This is a genomic window from Saccharopolyspora kobensis, assembly GCF_900108315.1.
GTDB lineage: Bacteria > Actinomycetota > Actinomycetes > Mycobacteriales > Pseudonocardiaceae > Saccharopolyspora > Saccharopolyspora kobensis.
The window spans coordinates 28267-44081 of sequence record NZ_FNVB01000007.1 but is presented as its reverse complement, the minus strand read 5'-3'; the positions used below and the strand labels follow the sequence as shown (position 1 = coordinate 44081).

Here is a 15815-nt window from a genome sequence, read left to right as displayed (position 1 = left end):
GCTCAGAGTTTCGCGCCGGCGTGCAGGGCGAGTCCCGAGTTCGGCGCGACAGCGGCCGTGAAGGTGCCGTCCGCACCGACCTCGACAGTCGCACCGGTGCACGACCCGTCCACCAGCTCGCCGCTCATCACGTCGCAGTAGGTCCCGGCCGGCAGCGAGGTCTGGAAGGTCTGGGCGAGCTCGCCGCCTTCCCGGTTGAACACCGCGAATCCCTTGTCCCCGCGGCCGAAGGCGATCTGCCCGCCGCCGTTGTCCCACCAGTTCGTCAGCTCGGTGCCCTGCACCGCGCCGTGGAACCCGGCCATCCCGGCGATCGCCGGTCGCCGGTGCTCGCACACCCACGCCGAGTTGTCGCAGCCGGCCGCCTGCGTGGCGCCGTCCGCCTCGGCGGGCGGCCCGGCGTCGCTGTCGTCGAAGGCGAAACCGGAGATCAGCTGCGGCGTCCCGTACGGGTAGGCGAGCTCGAAGGCGACCGCGAGGTCGTAGGTGACGCCGTCCTTGTAGGTCAGGATCGGCGAGCTGCGCTGCGTGTCGTGGTTGTCGATGAACACCACCGCCTGGTCGCTCGGCAGCGACATCCGCTCCGGCAGGTTCGCCAGCTGCGCCAGCGAGCCGTCCCGGAACGCGTTGGCGACGACGCCGTAGTAGCCGAACTCGGTCACGTCACCGTTGCCGGTGTACTCCCCCGCCGTCGTCGTCGCGTCCGCGATCACCTCCTGGAAGACGTAGGGCCGCGCACCGGTGCCGGGAACGTCCTGCAGCGCACCGAAGATCGCGCCGACGTCCTCCGGCGGCATGTGCTTGACACCGTCCACCCGGAAACCGGAGACACCCAGTCCGATCAGGTCGTTGAGGAAGCCGATCTGGGTGTTGCGCACGTGCTCCGACTCGGTCGCCAGGTCCGCCAGGCCGACCAGCTCGCAGTTGCGCACCTCCCACTTGTCCTGGTAGTTGGCGATGTCGCGGCGGCAGCCGTGGAAGTCGGCGTCGGAGTACAGGCCCGGGTAGACGTACTTCTCGAAGGTGGAGCCGCCGCTGCCCGGCCCGCTGCCCACCGAGCCGGAGCCGCTCATGTGGTTCACCACCGCGTCGACGTAGATCTCCACGCCCGCGGCGTTGCAGGTGCGCACCATCGCGGCGAACTGCTCCCGGTCACCGCGGCGGCTCTCCAGCTGGTAGCTGACCGGCTGGTAGTCCTGGTACCAGGGATAGCCCTTGTCACCGAGCACGACGTGCTCCTGCGGCGGGGACACCTGCACGGCGCCGAATCCCCTGGGCCCCAGGAAGTCGGTGCACTCCCGCGCGACGGAGTCCCACGGCCACTGGAACATCTGGACGATCGGTCCGCGCACCGGAGCGGTGGCGGGCACCTCTGCCGCCCTGGCGGGCACCTCTGCTGCCCCGGTGGGCACCAGCGCGGTGCCGCCGACCGCCGCGGCGAACGCGAGCAATGCCAATCGCATGACAACCTCCTCAGCTTCGAGCGGTTGCCATCGATCACATTTTCTTGCGCGAGTTAAGTCAATACGCCATCAGAACCAGGCTTGAGCTGCTCTGATACTTGCAAAAATTTGCAAACTAGGCCAGCAGAGGTGCGACGTCCGTCGCCGCGGCGGCTCCGTAGGCGTCGGTGAAGCGCCTCAGCGCGCGACCGTGGTCCAGCGACCACTCCTGCGTCCCGGTCACCTCCAGGACGTGCACCGCGACCAACGACCCGAGCTGCGCGGCCCGCTCCCACGACAGTCCGCACTGGACCCCGGCGAGGAAACCCGCCCGGAATCCGTCGCCCACCCCGGTCGGGTCGACCCGCCCGCGTTCGGGCACCGCGGGCACCAGCAGCCGGGACCCGTCGCCACCGACCACCTCCGCGCCCGCCGCGCCGAGGGTGGTGACCCGGACGCCGATCCGCTCGCGCACGTCGGACTCGGTCCACCCGGTCTTCTGCAGCAGCAGGCCCCACTCGTACTGGTTGCTGAACAGGTACTCCGCGCCCTCGACCACGCGGCGCACCTGCGCGCCGTCGAGCCGGGCCAGCTGCTGCGAGGGATCGCTGGCGAACGGGTAGCCGCGCTGCCTGCACTCGTCGGCGTGCCGCAGCATCGCCAGCGGATCGTTCGGGCCGATCAGCACCAGGTCCGCACCGGAGCGGTCGAGCACCGGCGCCAGCTCCACGTTGCGGGCTTCGGCCATCGCGCCGGTGTAGAAGGAGGCGATCTGGTTGAACTCCTCGTCGGTGGTGCACACGAACCGCGCGGTGTGCGCGACCTCCGAGACGTGCACGCCCGAGCAGTCCACGCCGTGGCGCTCCAGCCAGGAGCGGTAGTCGGCGAAGTCATCGCCCACCGCGCCGATCAGCACCGGCCGCTGGCGCAGCATCCCCAGCGCGAAGGCGATGTTGGCCGCGGCGCCGCCCCGCCGCACCACGAGGTCGTCGACCAGGAAGCTCAGCGAGACCTGCGCGAGGTTGTCGGCGACGAGCTGGTCGGTGAACCGGCCGGGGAAGTGCATCAGGTGATCGGTGGCGATGCTGCCGGTGACGGCGACGGGCACGGCGACCTCCCGGATGTCGCTGCAGGTGAGCGCACGCGCACCGAGAGTACCGCCGCCGGGGGCGTCCGGCCGCCGCGCGCGGTGGCCGGACAATGGGGGCATGCGCGAAGTGGAGATCCGGGACGACGTGATCCGGCTCGGCCAGCTGCTGAAGCTGTCCGGCCTGGTCGAGCACGGTGCGGAGGCGAAGGAGGTCCTGGAGGAAGGCCTGGTCCAGGTCAACGGCGCGGTGGAGACCCGCCGCGGCAAGCAGCTCACCGAAGGCGACGAGATCGTTCTGGGTTCCGAGGTCGTCCGGGTCGTCACCCGCTGAACAGCTGGCGAGCGGCGACGGTCGACCTGGTCTCACGAAGGCCCTTCGCCTTTGAAGCGTCGCCGCTTGGCGCGCCGCGGGGTCTCAGACGTCGCCTCGCAGCGGGACCCCGTTCCGCAGGCGGCGTCCGAGGTTCCGCGACGCAGAACGACGGGGCTCTCACCGGGAGTTCCGGCAGCGCCTGCTCGAAGCGGTGCAGTCCTGCGTCCGGGGCGTCCCGGAGACCCCGCCTGAGCACCTCCGCCGGAAACCGGCGCCCGGGTGCTCTCGCCCGCGCACGACTGAGGCCGGCACCCGCGCGGGGTACCGGCCTCATGCCAGATCGGCTCGCTCGGTCAGTGGAACGAGTCGCCGCAGGCGCACGACCCGCCGGCGTTCGGGTTGTCGATGGTGAAGCCCTGCTTCTCGATGGAGTCGACGAAGTCGATCGTCGCGCCCTGCAGGTACGGCGCGCTCATCCGGTCGACGACGACGCCCAGGCCCTCGAAGTCCCGCCGCGCGTCACCGTCCAGGGTGCGCTCGTCGAAGAACAGCTGGTAGCGCAGCCCCGCGCAGCCACCGGGCTGGACGGCGATGCGCAGGTGCATGTCGTCGCGGCCCTCCTGGTCCAGCAGGGCCTTGGCCTTCTGGGCCGCCGCGTCGGTCAACGTGACACCGTGCGCGGGCGCCTCGGTCTCGGTCGTGGTGTTCGGGGCGGTCATGGACTCTCCCTTGAGGTCTCGCTCATCCGATTCCGGCCTGTGGTGCAACCACCTGCCGCACCGGCCTATTCCCGCGGGCGGACCCGGGGACGTGTGCTCCTGCGTCCATGGTGGCACAGTCGCACGCCGAGCTGGTGTGATGTGCTTAAGAGCTCGTCGCGCGGTTCCGCCAGGCGGAACGCGCCCGGTAACGGTCTTTCCGCCCGGTCTGCTGCAGCGACGGGAGTGGCGTCGAATACCCTGTTGGAGTGAGGTTCCTTCGCCGCAGCAGCACCGAGCAGGCCGCCAGCCCGGAGTCCGAGAACGAGACTGCCCAGCTCGCGGCGGAGCACGCCCCCAACCACACGCCCAAGAAGGGCCGCCCAACCCCGAAGCGCCGGGACGCCGAGGGCAAGCGCCGCGGCCCGGTCCCGCCGCCGCCGAAGACGCAGCGCGAAGCGGTCAAGCGCGCCCGCGGCAACAAGGAGGAGCGGCGCAACGCGGCCAGGGAGCGCCGCGAGCGGATGATGCAGGGCGATGACCGCTACCTGATGCCCCGCGACAAGGGCCCGGTGCGCGCCTACGTCCGCGACCTGGTGGACACCCGCCGCCACCTGATGGGCCTGTTCATGCCGCTGGTGCTGGTGGTCTTCGTCAGCACCCTGTCGCAGAACCTGATCGTCCAGCAGTACGCGACGCTGTTCTGCATGGCCCTGCTGGTGATGATGATCGTCGAGGGCACCCTGCTGGGCCGCTACATCAACAAGCGGGTCCGCGCGAAGTACCCGGACTCCCAGGACAAGCCGTTCTCCCTGGGCTGGTACGCCTTCACCCGCGCGATGCAGATCCGCAAGCTCCGCGTCCCCCGCCCCCGCTACACCCCCAAGGACGCCGCCAAGATCGGCTGATCGGGGCGGACGAGATCATAGACAAATCCGCTGGTGCCAGCACAATGCCGACACCAGCGGATTGTTTATTTCTACTGCCGGAGACCAAATTTCACCGGCCGGCCGACTGGCTGCTAACTCAGGCGGTGTGGCCCGGAATCAACGAGTAAATGCTGACCCACGCAGGGGTGACAACAGCCGCGGCAACCAACACCCAACGGGTGTAACTCTTCTTGAGCACGGAACCTCTTCAGATGGGCAATTTCAATTACCAGACGTAGGGTATACCCCCATCGGGTGTCGCTTAAACGGGACCCCGCACTGAAGCGCCCCCTGCCGGCACGTACGATCGGCAACCAGCCCGCGACCATGAAAAAGTACGTGCGTTATGTTGAATTGCGCATCAAATAAACCCGAGATTTATTCGTATCTCCTTCGCGCGGGCTCGCCCTTCTGCCGCGGCGTCGGGTCGGCCCGTCGATTCGAGCGCCGCAGCCACCACGTCCCAGGCGTCGGCCTCGCCACTGGCGTCCCGGAGGCGGTGGAAGAGGGCCACCGCCTGCTTGCCGTACCGCAGTGCGTCGTCGTACCGGCCTGCGTCGAACGCGATCCCGGCGATCAGCCCGGCCGCGGTCGCGGCTGAATCGACGTCGAAGACCGCCTCAGCACCTTCCAGAGAACGCCGTGCATAGGCGTAGGCGGATTCGACGTCCCCGAACTCCCGGTAGATGAGCGCCAGCTCGACGAGAGCATCGCCATGCCCCTTCGGGTCATCGATTCCCTCGTAAATCCAGATCGCGTCCCGGCAATGCGCCATCGCTTCGTCGTTGCGCCCTTGCCGCCGCAGCACTTCGGCGATCCGGCGGAGCGTGCCCGCCTTGCGGAACGGCTCGCCCTCGCCTGTCACCATCCGCAGCGCGGAGCGGTAGATGTCGAGCGCGGCAGACAAATTGCCATCCTTCACCTCGCAGGCCGCAAGATTGTGCAAGCAGCTGTGCACACCGAACAACTCGCCGGTGGAATTGAATATCTGCGACGCCTCGTTCAGACACTTCCTGGCCTCGGCCAGGTCGCCCAGCACCATTCGGTAGAGGCCCATGTTGTTGAGGGATCCGGCCAGCCCGACGAGATCTCCTTCTTCCCGCGCCGCGTCCACTGCGGTGGTGAGCAGGTCCCCGGCTTCCGAGTCGAAGCCTTGCAGGCGGACGATCTCCCAGGCACCGTTCCCGATCCGCCAGCAATGTCCGCTCAACCCGTGCTCGCGGGTGGCCGCGCTCACCGCGACGAGTTCATGGCGCCGCTGCGCGCACCAGCGCATCGTGGAGTCGTAGTTCCTGAACGACCGCGGAAGCACGTCGGTCTCGAACCCCTCGACCGGGAACGGGTCACGGCTGGGAAAGACCACGCGAAACGCGTTGTAGACGGTCCAGACCGCCCAGTCCGCCAGCCGCCGCAGCGCGGCGGCTGAAGCTGCATCGGGCTCCGGGAGCTGTGCGGCGTACTCGTGGACCAGGTCGTGCAGGTGGTAGCGCTCCCCATCCACCCGATCGACCAGGTGCAGGGCCACCAGCACGTCCAGCGTCCGACTCACCTCCTCAGCAGGCCGACCGGCCAGCGCCGCCGCCGAACCGATCTCCAGGTCCCGGCCCGGGTACCGCCCCAGCAGCCGCAGCAGCCGCTGCTGGGGCGGTTCCAGGGCGCGGTACGAGGAGTTGAGCACCGCCTCGATGGTCGCTTCCTCGTCATCCGCACCGCCGAGCTTCAGCAGGACGCGCTTGTCCTGGAGCTCCTCCGCCAGACTCGTCAGGGACTGGGACGCCCTGCTCGCAGCGTGCTGGGCGAGGATCCGCACCGCCAGCGGGATCCCCGCGCACACCGCTGCCAGTTGCTGCACGGCCAGCGGTTCAGCGAGCGCCCGCGGGCCGAGCTCGGTGTGCAGCCACTGGAAGACCTCCGCTTCGGTGAGCGCCGGCACTTCGAGGTGGTACGCCCCGTTCCGGACCACCAGCCCGTCGAGGTGCTTGCGGCTGGTGACCAGCACGAGACCTCCGGAGAGGACCTTCAGCGCCTCTCGGACCTGGGCCGAATCACGCGCGTCGTCCAGCACCACGAGAGTTCGCTGCTGCTCCAGCAGTTGCCGCAACCGGATCGTGCGCTGCGTAGCGCTCGGGATGCGATCTGGTGCGACGCCCAGCTGGGTCAGGAGCGCTCCCACCACTTCTCCCAGGCCCAACGGCTGGCCGCCGGTGTACCCCTGCAGCTCGACGAAGAGCACTCGGTCCACCACCCGGCCGATCGCCTGGTCCGCCCACTGCACGACCAGCGTGGTCTTGCCGATCCCGGCCGGGCCGTCCACCGCGACCAGGCCGGTGGATCGCTCGGCGACCAGTCGGGTGAGCTCGGCGAGCAGGTCCTGCCTGCCGTGGAAGCCCCACGCCTGGGGCGGCAGGTTCCGGATGACCGACTTCGCCGGCGGCACGTCGGTCTCCGCAACGGGCGGCCGCGACGAGCGGCCCCGGCTGAGCTCCTGCTCCAGCCTGCGCACCGCATCCGGGGGTTCAGCACCCGTCACGTCCAGGAAGTTCTTCCGGTAAGCCAGGTAGAAGGGAGTGATGTCGCCGACGCGACCCACCCCGTGCAGCGCGGACATCCGCAGCATCGCCAGCCGCGGGTCCATGACTTCCTGGGCGAGTCTGCCGTCCAGCTCGTCCAGCACGTCTTCGTAGTGCTCGAGAGCCAGCAGGCATTCCATCCGCGTGCACCGCGCGCTCAGCACCACCTGCGCCGAGTGCAACCGCCAGCGATCCGCCCGCGCGCTGGACAGGTCACTCAGCGGGGTTCCCCGCCACAGTCCGATGGCCTCGTCCAGCAAGGTGAGGGCGTCCTGGTGGGCACCCTCGTCCATCGCCGACTTGGCCGTCCGCAACGAGCTCCGGAAGTAGTGGTAGTCGACAGCATCGGGGTCCACGTCGATCCAGTACATGCCCTGCTCGCTGCGCACTTCCGCCGGAGATCTCCGGTTCCGCAGGCCGGTCTTGACCTTGCTGATCAAGGACCGGAGATTCGGCAACCGCCCGGCAGCGCTGTCGGTGCCCCAAAGCCATGACGCCAGCTCGTCCGCGGAGAGCCGCTGCCCGGGCGAGCCGACCAGCAGCGCCCCCAGCAACCCGCGCTCCTGCCGCTTCGCCCAGTGGTCGTCGAACCCGTCGCCCACCCGCAGGCTGGTGGCCCCCAAGATCTTGAACAGGATGTTCACCAGCACCCCCTCGCTGGTTCCCCGATACCCGTCGTACCTCCGAGTATTCCCGGCTTGAATTTCCATTCATACGACCAACGGGCCGAATTGGCGCGGACCGGCCAGCGGCTGCCGACAATCGAATGGCAACGAGACGCCAATGCGCCGCCGCACAGGCTGACCGAATCTCGGAAATCCCGTCGCACGACACTCGAAAACAAGTGCGACAAGATCGAGAAAATAGCTTTTACCAGCGGGGACAGCGCCCTGGCGGGTTTACCGGCAATCGAATGCCAACGTTCGCGCCACAAGCTTGTCGACGAATCCGACCAGCCGACAACAGCAGCTGGCATCGAACGGGATGTCAGCCGGCTGGCCCGAGGAGACGAAATGAGCAGAGCAGATGTCGTAGTCATCGGCCTCGGCTTCGTCGGCGTTCCGCTCGCGGCTGCCGCGGCCCGCGCGGGATTCCAGGTGTGCGGCGTTGACGCGGCCGCGGAGAAGCTCTCGCACCTCGCTGAGAGCGCCGGCGCGCAGGGGAGTCAGAACCCGGAATTGAGAACGCTGCTCACGACCGGACAGCTGGAGCTGCGCCGGCGCGGCGCGCTGCCGGACGCCGACGTGTACTGCATCAGCGTTCCGACGCCGATGCGGGCCGACGGGCGGATCGACACCGCACATCTTCTGGACGCCGCGGAAGCCGTCGGCAAAGCCATGCGCAAGGGGGCGCTGGTGCTGGTGCACAGCACGTGCGCGCCGGGCAGCTTGGAACAGCAGGTCATACCGCTCATCGCCCGGAAGTCGCGATTGCTGCCCGGCATCGACTTCCACATCGCACACGCCCCGGAGCGCATCGACCCGGCACGCGGGACACCGACCGCCGACCTGCCGCGCATCGTCGCAGGACTCACTCCGCAGTGCACCAAGGCGGCCACGACCTTCCTGCGCAGCGCCTTCGCCCGGGTGGTCCCGGTCAGCAGCATCCGCACCGCCGAGTTCGTGAAGACGTTCGAGAACACGTTCCGCTTGGTGAACATCTCGTTGGCGAACGAACTCGCCGAGGTGTGCCGCGGCCACGACGTCGATCCGGTCGAAGTCATCGAGGCGGCAGCCACCAAGCCCTACGGGTTCCTGCCGCACCACCCCGGGATCGGCGCCGGTGGCGGCTGCATCCCCGTGGTGACCGAGTTCTTCCGCGCCTCGGCTCGGCAGCGCGGGGTCATTCCGCCGATGGTGGAGGCCGCTCTCGCGGTCAACGCGGCGATGCCCGGTCGAACGGTGGAGCTGATCCGGGACCGACTGGCGCGGTCGTGGAAGTTGTCGCTCAGCCGCTGCAAGGTGCTCGTCGTCGGAGTCACCTACAAGCCGGACGTGGTCGACATCCGGAACTCGTGCGCGGTGCAGGTGATCAACCGGCTCCGCGTCGAAGCAGCCGACGTCGGCTACTACGATCCCCGCATTCCGCAGCTGCGGATGGAGCGCGGCAGAGCGCTCCGCTCGACGGCCCGACTCGACGCCACCGGCTTCGACATCGCGGTGATCCTGACCAAGCACACCACAGTGGACTACAGCGCGTTGCGAACCGGTGCGTTGCCGGTGCTCGACTGCTCGTCCGGCACTCCCGTCCCGTGGCAGGACCACGACTAGCTGTTGCGAAGGAGGTGCTCCGATGAACCGCCGAATCCCCACAGCGGCAGCGGAGTGCGCGAGCACGGTGCTGGGTGCTGAGCTGCGGGCCTGCACCGCGGTGCCAGAGACCACCACCGCCGACCGCTATCTCATGGTCCGGTTCGAAGCGACGTCGGCGCGGTGGCACGCGCTCGCCGACGTCCTGGTTCTTCCCGAGGTGGCCGATGAAGGCGCGGCCCACCAGGCGGCTGTTGCCGCGCTGGACTGCTTCCCGGGCTGCGCGGCGACCGTGACCAAGGTCGACGCCGGGTTCTTGGCGCACACTCGAAGGTTCGAGGTGTTGCGCTTCCACCCGCCCTCCACCGCGGAGAACTGCGCGGACCGGGTTCACGCCTGGCTGTTGTCCGCAGGCGGACCAGAGGACAGACGTCGGCGCAGCGATTCTGCGTGCGGGCCGCCGATCTGCTCGTAGAGCTCGCACGCTTGCCGCAGGCAGCTCCGCGAGATCTCCAGATCGCCGGCGCTCTCGTGGGCGGCCGCCAGCGCGACGAGCAGTTCCGCCACGAAGAACTCGGAACCGATCCCGCGCATGACCGCCAGGGCTTCGCCGAGGGAGGCGACCGCGGCAGCCGGATCCCCAGCCGCTACTTGGGTCTCCCCGAGGAACGTCGACACGCGCGCCGCACCGCCGGGATCGGGGAGTTCCAGCATCAGCTCCACCGCGGAGGACAGCTCCGCGATGGCTTCCTCGTATCGGCCCGAAGCCGCCAAGGTCTCCCCGATGCGGCGCGTGCGCAGCGCCGCGCCGCGCCTGTCCCCCAGTCGGCGATCCAGCTGGAGGGCTCGGCGGAACAGGGCGAGAGCTTCGTCCAGCCTCCCCTGCTGCTTGGCGAGGATTCCCAGCCTGGACGTCGCGGTGGCCTGGCTCGGCAGGTCACCCGCGAGCTCGGCCAGCTCCATCGCCCTGGTCAGCTCGATCTGCCCGTCGTCGAAGCGGTGCAGGTTCAGCAGCGCATGTCCGAGCTGACCGCGGAGGCGGGACTCCGCCCGGAGATGTCCTTCCCGTTCCGCAGCCCGCGCCGCGACCTCGGTGGTCTCCAGCCAGTCCAGGTAGTGCTTGCGGTAGATGAAGAGGCTCCACATCGCCTCGCCGAACTGCCAGGCCAGATCAGGCCATTCGCGCTCGACCGCTTCCCGTTGCGCCTGCGCCAGGTTGGCGCGCTCCGCCTCCAGCCAGTCGAGTGCGGCTGCCGCGGAGGAGAACGGCAGTCCCGCGGCCGCGTCTCGTTCCGAGACGTACCACCGGCCAGGAGTGATGAGCCGATCGGCGCTGAACGCGCAATCCAGGTACCAGGAGACCATTCGGCGAACCGCGGCCGCCCGATCGGCCTCGGACATCTCCGCCTCCGCCCGTTCCCGGGCGTGCAACCGCAGCAGGTCGTGGAACCGGAATCTGTTCTCCATCGGTTCGTCGAGCAGATTCGCCTCCACCAGGGCTTCGATCTGGTTCAGCGTGTCGGGCAGTGCACGTCCCACAGCGGCGGCAGCGACTTCCGGCCCGAACGAGGTGCCCGGGTGAACGGCGAGCACTCGGTACAGCTCGGCCTGTTCGCAGGTCAGCTTCCGGTACGACAGGTCGAAGACAGCGGTCACCGACACATCACCACGCAACGCCAGGGACGGCAAGCGACGTCGTTCATCTTGGAGAGCCTCCGCGATCCGCTCCAGCGACCACTTCTTGTGCGCCAGCAGCCGGGCCGCCACAACCATCAGAGCGACCGGCAGTCCACCGCACAGATCGACGACCTCCCGCGCGGCGTCCATCTCCCGCTCGACCCGGGTCGATCCCAGGACGTTGGAGAGCATTTCCAGCGACTCAGCGGGTTGCAGCGGTCCGACGTCCATGAAGTGCGCGCCCTCCATGCCCAGCCCGGAGAGCCGGTACCGGCTGGTCACCACCACCAGCGCGGAATCGCCACCCGGCAGCAGAGAACGCACTTGAGCCGCAGAAACCGCATCGTCCAGGAACAAGATCAGCCGCTTGCCGGAAGTGACCTGGCAGTACAGCGAACGAAGCCGGTCGAGCTCTGTCGGAATCGACTCGGGAGCCGTTCCCAGCGCTCGGAGGAAGGTCTCCAGGACGTGCGCGGGGGCCACCGGCTCCCGCGCTGAGAAGGCACCCAGGTCTGCGTAGAGCGCTCCGTCCGGGAACTCGTGCTGCAAGGAGCGCAGCCAATGCGCGGCCAGGGCGGACTTACCCGCTCCACCGACTCCGCTGACCACGACGATCACCGAACCGTCACGACCGTCAGCGACGATTTCCCGGAATTTCTCGGTTTTACCGGCCCGTTCGGTGAAGAAGCGGGACGCCCGTGGCAACATGTCGGGAACAGGTTCCGGACCGCCCCGCTCAGCGCCTGCGAAGTGCAGGTGCACGCCGCCGTGCACGATGCCCGCCTGAACGGTGTTTCCGGCTACCGTGCCTCGCACCGCGTTCATGACGGGCGGATCGGGATTCGCCGGGAATCTCTGTCGACTCATGCCCCCGCCCACGAGCTCAACAAACTGATCCAAAAGCAACCCAGTGTCGCACGAGCGCAGCCCGCGCAGATCGGAATCGCACTGATCGGCGCAATGCTCGGCATTCGCGAGCGATTCCTGGTCCGCAACGACCAGGTCCGCACCGGTGTTCGGAGCAGTCCGCCCCGGCGAAGCGCTCCCGCACGACAGCAGGCTCCTGCCCGCCGGCGAGGCGCTCGATCCTGGCTGGGTAACGTCTGCACGGATCAGAACTGCGGAGGGGCTGTTGGTGCGCACGTTGGTGCTCGGTGGGGCGCGTTCCGGGAAGTCCGCGCACGCCGAAGGGCTGGTCGGTGCCGATGAGGCGGTCACCTACGTGGCCACCGCTCGGCGGGTCGCCGGTGATCGCGAGTGGGACGAGCGGATCGCCGCTCACGTCGCCCGGCGGCCGGACAGCTGGCGGACCACCGAGGCACCGGACACCCGTTCGCTGTGCCAGGCGCTGGGCGAGGTTCCCGCCGGGGCGTCCGTGCTGGTCGACGACCTCGCCACCTGGTTGACCGGGGTGCTCGACGACGCCGGGGCCTGGGAACGGGACGCCGGTGCGCTGGAGGTCGTCGCCGCTCGGCGCGCTGAGCTCGTCGACGCCGTCGTCGGCTGCGCCGGGCGGTTGGTCGTCGTCTCCGCCGAGGTCGGCCTGGGCATCGTTCCCGCCACCCGGTCTGGAAGGCTGTTCCGCGACGAGCTCGGAGTGCTCAACGCCCGGTTGGCCGAGGTGTGCGACGAGGTCGTCCTGCTCGTCGCCGGTCTTCCGCTCCGACTGCGCTGAAATCGACACGGAGGTTCGCTTGTCCACCGACCAGAACGAGATCAGCTTCCCGACGGTGCCGGTCCCCGACGAACAGGCCCAGCGGCAGGCCGTCGCCCGCCACGAGCAGCTGACCAAGCCGGCCGGGTCGCTGGGTCGGCTGGAGGAGCTGGGCGTCTGGGTCGCCGCCCGCCAGGGCCAATGCCCGCCGCGGCCGTTCACCCGGCCTCGCGTGGTCGTCTTCGCCGGTGATCACGGCGTCGCGGGGCACGGCGTTTCCGCCTACCCCAGCGAGGTGACCGGCCAGATGGTCTCGAACTTCCTGGCTGGCGGTGCGGCGGTGAACGTGCTCGCCACCAACACCGGGGCGACCGTGCGGGTCGTGGACATGGCCGTCAACGCCGACACCCCGCCGGTGGTCAGCGCGCACAAGGTGCGGCGCTCTTCCGGCGCCATCGACCGCGAGGACGCGCTGACCGACGCCGAGGTGCGGGCCGCGATCAACGCCGGGCGGACCATCGCCGACGAGGAGATCGACTCCGGGGCCGACCTGCTCATCGCCGGCGACATGGGGATCGGCAACACCACTCCGGCGGCGGTGCTGATCTCGGTGCTCACCGGCACCGAGCCGGTGGCGGTCGTCGGCCGCGGCACCGGTATCGACGACAACGCCTGGATGCGCAAGACCGCCGCCATCCGCGACGCCCTGCGCCGGGCCCGCAAGGTGCTGGACGACCCGGTGGCGCTGCTGCGCACCTCCTCCGGTGCCGACATCGCCGCGCTGACCGGGTTCCTCGCCCAGGCCGCCGTCCGCCGCACGCCCGTGCTGCTGGACGGGGTCGTGGTGGGCGCGGCGGCGCTGGTCGCCGAGGAGCTCGCGCCGGGAGCGCGGCAGTGGTGGCTGGCCGGGCACCGCTCAGCGGAGCCGGGTGGGCCGCTGGTGCTCGAGCACCTCGACCTGACCCCGGTGCTCGACCTCGGGATGCGGCTCGGCGAGGGCTCCGGGGCGCTGGCGGCGCTGCCGATCCTGACCGCCGCGACGCGGGTGCTCGGCGAGATGGCGACCTTCGACGAAGCCGGTGTCGGCGGCCCGACCGAAGCCGAGGCCGCGAAGTCGTGACCCTGGACGGCCTGCGCCTGTCCGTCTCGTGGCTGAGCGTGCTGCCGGTGCCGGCGCGCCGCGTCGACGACGCCACCTGCGGGCAGGCGATTGCGTTCGCTCCCCTGGTCGGCGCGCTGGTGGGCGGATCCGGCGCGCTCGCGCTGTGGGGGCTGACCGCGCTCGGCGCACCGCCGCTGCTGGCCGGGCTGCTGACGGTGGCGGTGCTGGTGCTGGTCACCAGGGGCATGCACGTGGACGGGCTGGCCGATTCGGTGGACGGCCTCGGCTGCTACGGACCGCCGGAGCGCGCGCTGAGCGTGATGCGCGACGGCGGTGCGGGGCCGTTCGCGGTGGTCGCGCTGATCCTCGTGCTGGGCATCCAGGCGGTCAGCCTCGCCGAGCTGTCGACCAACCCGCTGGTGGTGGTGCTGGCCTGCGCGGTCGGCCGCGCGGGATTCGTGCTGTGCTGCCGCCGCGGTGTGCCACCTGCCCGCCCGGAGGGCATGGGCGCCCTGGTGGCGGGCAGCCAACCGACCTGGCTGGTGGCGGCCTGGTGGCTGCTGCTCTTCGCGGTGGCGGCCATCGCGGTCGACTGGCCCACGGCGATCGCGGTAGCAGCGGCCGCCGCGCTGCTGCTGGGCTTCACCCACCACGTCCGCCGCCGCTTCGGCGGAATCACCGGAGATGTCCTCGGCGCGGCCTCCGAGCTGGCCACCACGATCGTCCTCATCGGCGCGACCTTCGCCTGACCTGCCGGAGCAGGACCGATCGATACGCCGTCATACCCGTTCAGCCTGGCAGGTGTCCGTGAGTGTTTTGGGGCGCTATAGCACCCCAAAACACTCACGGCCCGTATGCGCCGCAGGCGCATAGCCCACCTGCGGCAACCGCACCGCCACGCAAACCGAGTGTGGAAACCCCTGCTCAGTTGAGCTTGGTCATCCAGCCGTGGGTGTCGGCGACCGTCCCCTGCTGGATGCCGGTCAGGCGCTCGCGGAGCTGCATCGTGACCTCGCCCGGCCGGCCGTCGGCGATGGTGAACTCGCCGTCGCGGTGCTTGACGTGGCCGACCGGGGTGATCACCGCCGCGGTGCCGCAGGCGAAGACCTCGGTGAGCTCACCGGTCACGGCCTTCTTCTCCCACTCCTCCACCGTGAACTTGCGCTCCTCGACCTGCATGCCGAGCTCGCGGCCCAGCTCCAGCAGCGACGAGCGGGTCACGCCGGGCAGCAGGCTGCCGCTGAGCTCCGGGGTCACCAGGCGCGCATCGGCGCCGGAACCCAGCACGAAGAACAGGTTCATGCCGCCCATCTCCTCGACCACGTGCCGCTCGCACGCGTCGAGCCACACGACCTGGTCGCAGCCCTGCTTCACGGCCTCGGCCTGCGCCGCGAAGGAAGCGGCGTAGTTGCCCGCGAACTTGGCCGCACCGGTGCCACCGGGCGCGGCGCGCACGTACTCGTGGCTCAACCACACGGTGACCGGCTTGATGCCGCCGGCGAAGTACGAGCCGGACGGCGAGGCGATCACCGCGTACAGGTAGGCGTTGGCCGGGCTGTTGACGCCCAGGCCGACCTCGGTGGAGATCATGAACGGCCGCAGGTAGAGCGAGCTCTCCGCCGCGCTGGGCACCCAGGCCTCGTCGACCGCGATCAGCTCGCGCAGCGACTCGACGAACAGCTCCTCCGGCAGCTCGGCCATCGCGATCCGCTTCGCGGAGTCCTGGAAGCGCCGCGCGTTGGCGTCCGGGCGGAACGCCGCGATCGAGCCGTCGGGCTGGCGGTAGGCCTTGAGGCCTTCGAAGATGGCCTGCGCGTAGTGCAGGACGGAGGTCGCCGGGTCGAGTTCGAGCGAGTGGTAGGGCTCGACGCGGGCGTCGTGCCAGCCGCGATCGTCGGTCCAGCGGATCGTCACCATGTGATCGGTGAAGTGCCGTCCGAACCCCGGATTGGCCAGTACCTCTGCACGGCGCTCGTCGCTGGCCGGTTGCGGGTTGGTGGTCCGGGTGAAAGACAGCGCTTCAGTCATGCGCGTACCGTATCGCGACCCCCCGAGCAGTGGAAACCGGTCTTCTTAAGTTGGTCGTCCAAT

General features: G+C 69.5%; 13 protein-coding genes. 7 read left to right on the top strand and 6 right to left on the bottom strand.

The annotated features are described in order from the left end of the window. Nucleotides 1-2: 2 nt before the first annotated feature. Entirely contained in the window at nt 3-1463 is a 1461-nt protein-coding gene (locus tag C4T78_RS23045; RefSeq protein ID WP_093357877.1) for an alpha-amylase, read from the bottom strand. 115 nt (nt 1464-1578) lie between these two features. After that, nucleotides 1579-2508, bottom strand: a complete 930-nt coding sequence (locus C4T78_RS23040) for a carbohydrate kinase family protein (protein WP_235863855.1) — start codon at nt 2506-2508, stop codon at nt 1579-1581. Between the two features lie 142 nt (nt 2509-2650). Here C4T78_RS23040 and C4T78_RS23035 point away from each other — a divergent pair, with 142 nt between their 5' ends. Next, nucleotides 2651-2863, top strand: coding sequence for an RNA-binding S4 domain-containing protein (locus C4T78_RS23035; protein WP_093357875.1), 213 nt, complete (start codon nt 2651-2653; stop codon nt 2861-2863). 335 nt (nt 2864-3198) lie between these two features. Here the strand turns inward: C4T78_RS23035 and C4T78_RS23030 are convergent, their stop codons facing one another. Further along, nucleotides 3199-3564 (bottom strand): HesB/IscA family protein, encoded by a 366-nt coding sequence (locus C4T78_RS23030; RefSeq protein WP_093158940.1) that lies wholly within the window; start codon nt 3562-3564, stop codon nt 3199-3201. 248 nt (nt 3565-3812) lie between these two features. Here C4T78_RS23030 and C4T78_RS23025 point away from each other — a divergent pair, with 248 nt between their 5' ends. Continuing rightward, nucleotides 3813-4451, top strand: coding sequence for a DUF3043 domain-containing protein (locus tag C4T78_RS23025; protein ID WP_093357874.1), 639 nt, complete (start codon nt 3813-3815; stop codon nt 4449-4451). A 382-nt stretch (nt 4452-4833) separates the two neighbouring features. Here the strand turns inward: C4T78_RS23025 and C4T78_RS23020 are convergent, their stop codons facing one another. Continuing rightward, the gene (locus C4T78_RS23020; protein WP_177247799.1) at nt 4834-7686 is read right to left on the bottom strand and encodes an ATP-binding protein; all 2853 of its coding nucleotides are present in this window, start codon (nt 7684-7686) and stop codon (nt 4834-4836) included. Nucleotides 7687-7740: 54 nt separating this feature from the next. On the opposite strand from C4T78_RS23020, the gene C4T78_RS23015 reads away from it, so the two are divergent. Then, complete coding sequence (locus C4T78_RS23015) at nt 7741-9312, top strand: nucleotide sugar dehydrogenase (protein WP_143186045.1); 1572 nt, start codon at nt 7741-7743, stop codon at nt 9310-9312. 22 nt (nt 9313-9334) lie between these two features. Beyond that, nucleotides 9335-9766 (top strand): hypothetical protein, encoded by a 432-nt coding sequence (locus tag C4T78_RS36155; protein WP_143186043.1) that lies wholly within the window; start codon nt 9335-9337, stop codon nt 9764-9766. Here the strand turns inward: C4T78_RS36155 and C4T78_RS23010 are convergent. Further along, a complete protein-coding gene (locus C4T78_RS23010) occupies nt 9682-11676 on the bottom strand; it encodes a tetratricopeptide repeat protein (protein WP_258958357.1) in 1995 nt (664 codons plus the stop codon). The two genes, C4T78_RS36155 and C4T78_RS23010, sit on opposite strands and share 85 nt — an antisense overlap. A 421-nt stretch (nt 11677-12097) precedes the next feature. Here C4T78_RS23010 and cobU point away from each other — a divergent pair, with 421 nt between their 5' ends. The 3 genes from cobU to C4T78_RS22995 are packed head-to-tail and all read left to right on the top strand — an operon-like array spanning nt 12098 to nt 14473. Beyond that, a complete protein-coding gene (cobU, locus tag C4T78_RS23005; protein ID WP_093357959.1) occupies nt 12098-12643 on the top strand; it encodes a bifunctional adenosylcobinamide kinase/adenosylcobinamide-phosphate guanylyltransferase in 546 nt (181 codons plus the stop codon). 19 nt (nt 12644-12662) lie between these two features. Beyond that, nucleotides 12663-13742 carry a nicotinate-nucleotide--dimethylbenzimidazole phosphoribosyltransferase gene (gene cobT / locus C4T78_RS23000; protein ID WP_177247797.1) on the top strand — a complete coding sequence of 360 codons (1080 nt, stop codon included), beginning with the start codon at nt 12663-12665 and terminating at the stop codon, nt 13740-13742. A 2-nt stretch (nt 13743-13744) separates the two neighbouring features. Next, nucleotides 13745-14473, top strand: a complete 729-nt coding sequence (locus C4T78_RS22995) for an adenosylcobinamide-GDP ribazoletransferase (protein ID WP_093357957.1) — start codon at nt 13745-13747, stop codon at nt 14471-14473. Nucleotides 14474-14648: 175 nt separating this feature from the next. On the opposite strand, the gene C4T78_RS22990 is transcribed toward C4T78_RS22995, so the two are convergent. Beyond that, nucleotides 14649-15752 carry a branched-chain amino acid aminotransferase gene (locus C4T78_RS22990; RefSeq protein WP_093357870.1) on the bottom strand — a complete coding sequence of 368 codons (1104 nt, stop codon included), beginning with the start codon at nt 15750-15752 and terminating at the stop codon, nt 14649-14651. Nucleotides 15753-15815 lie beyond the last annotated feature (63 nt).

Bases quoted from the DNA above. Each gene is read 5' to 3' on its own strand.
- C4T78_RS23045 (WP_093357877.1), bottom strand. From the start codon at position 1,463: ATGCGATTGGCATTGCTCGCGTTCGCCGCGGCGGTCGGCGGCACCGCG.
- C4T78_RS23040 (WP_235863855.1), bottom strand. From the start codon at position 2,508: ATGCACTTCCCCGGCCGGTTCACCGACCAGCTCGTCGCCGACAACCTC.
- C4T78_RS23035 (WP_093357875.1), top strand. From the start codon at position 2,651: ATGCGCGAAGTGGAGATCCGGGACGACGTGATCCGGCTCGGCCAGCTG.
- C4T78_RS23030 (WP_093158940.1), bottom strand. From the start codon at position 3,564: ATGACCGCCCCGAACACCACGACCGAGACCGAGGCGCCCGCGCACGGT.
- C4T78_RS36155 (WP_143186043.1), top strand. From the start codon at position 9,335: ATGAACCGCCGAATCCCCACAGCGGCAGCGGAGTGCGCGAGCACGGTG.
- C4T78_RS23010 (WP_258958357.1), bottom strand. From the start codon at position 11,676: ATGTTGCCACGGGCGTCCCGCTTCTTCACCGAACGGGCCGGTAAAACC.
- C4T78_RS22990 (WP_093357870.1), bottom strand. From the start codon at position 15,752: ATGACTGAAGCGCTGTCTTTCACCCGGACCACCAACCCGCAACCGGCC.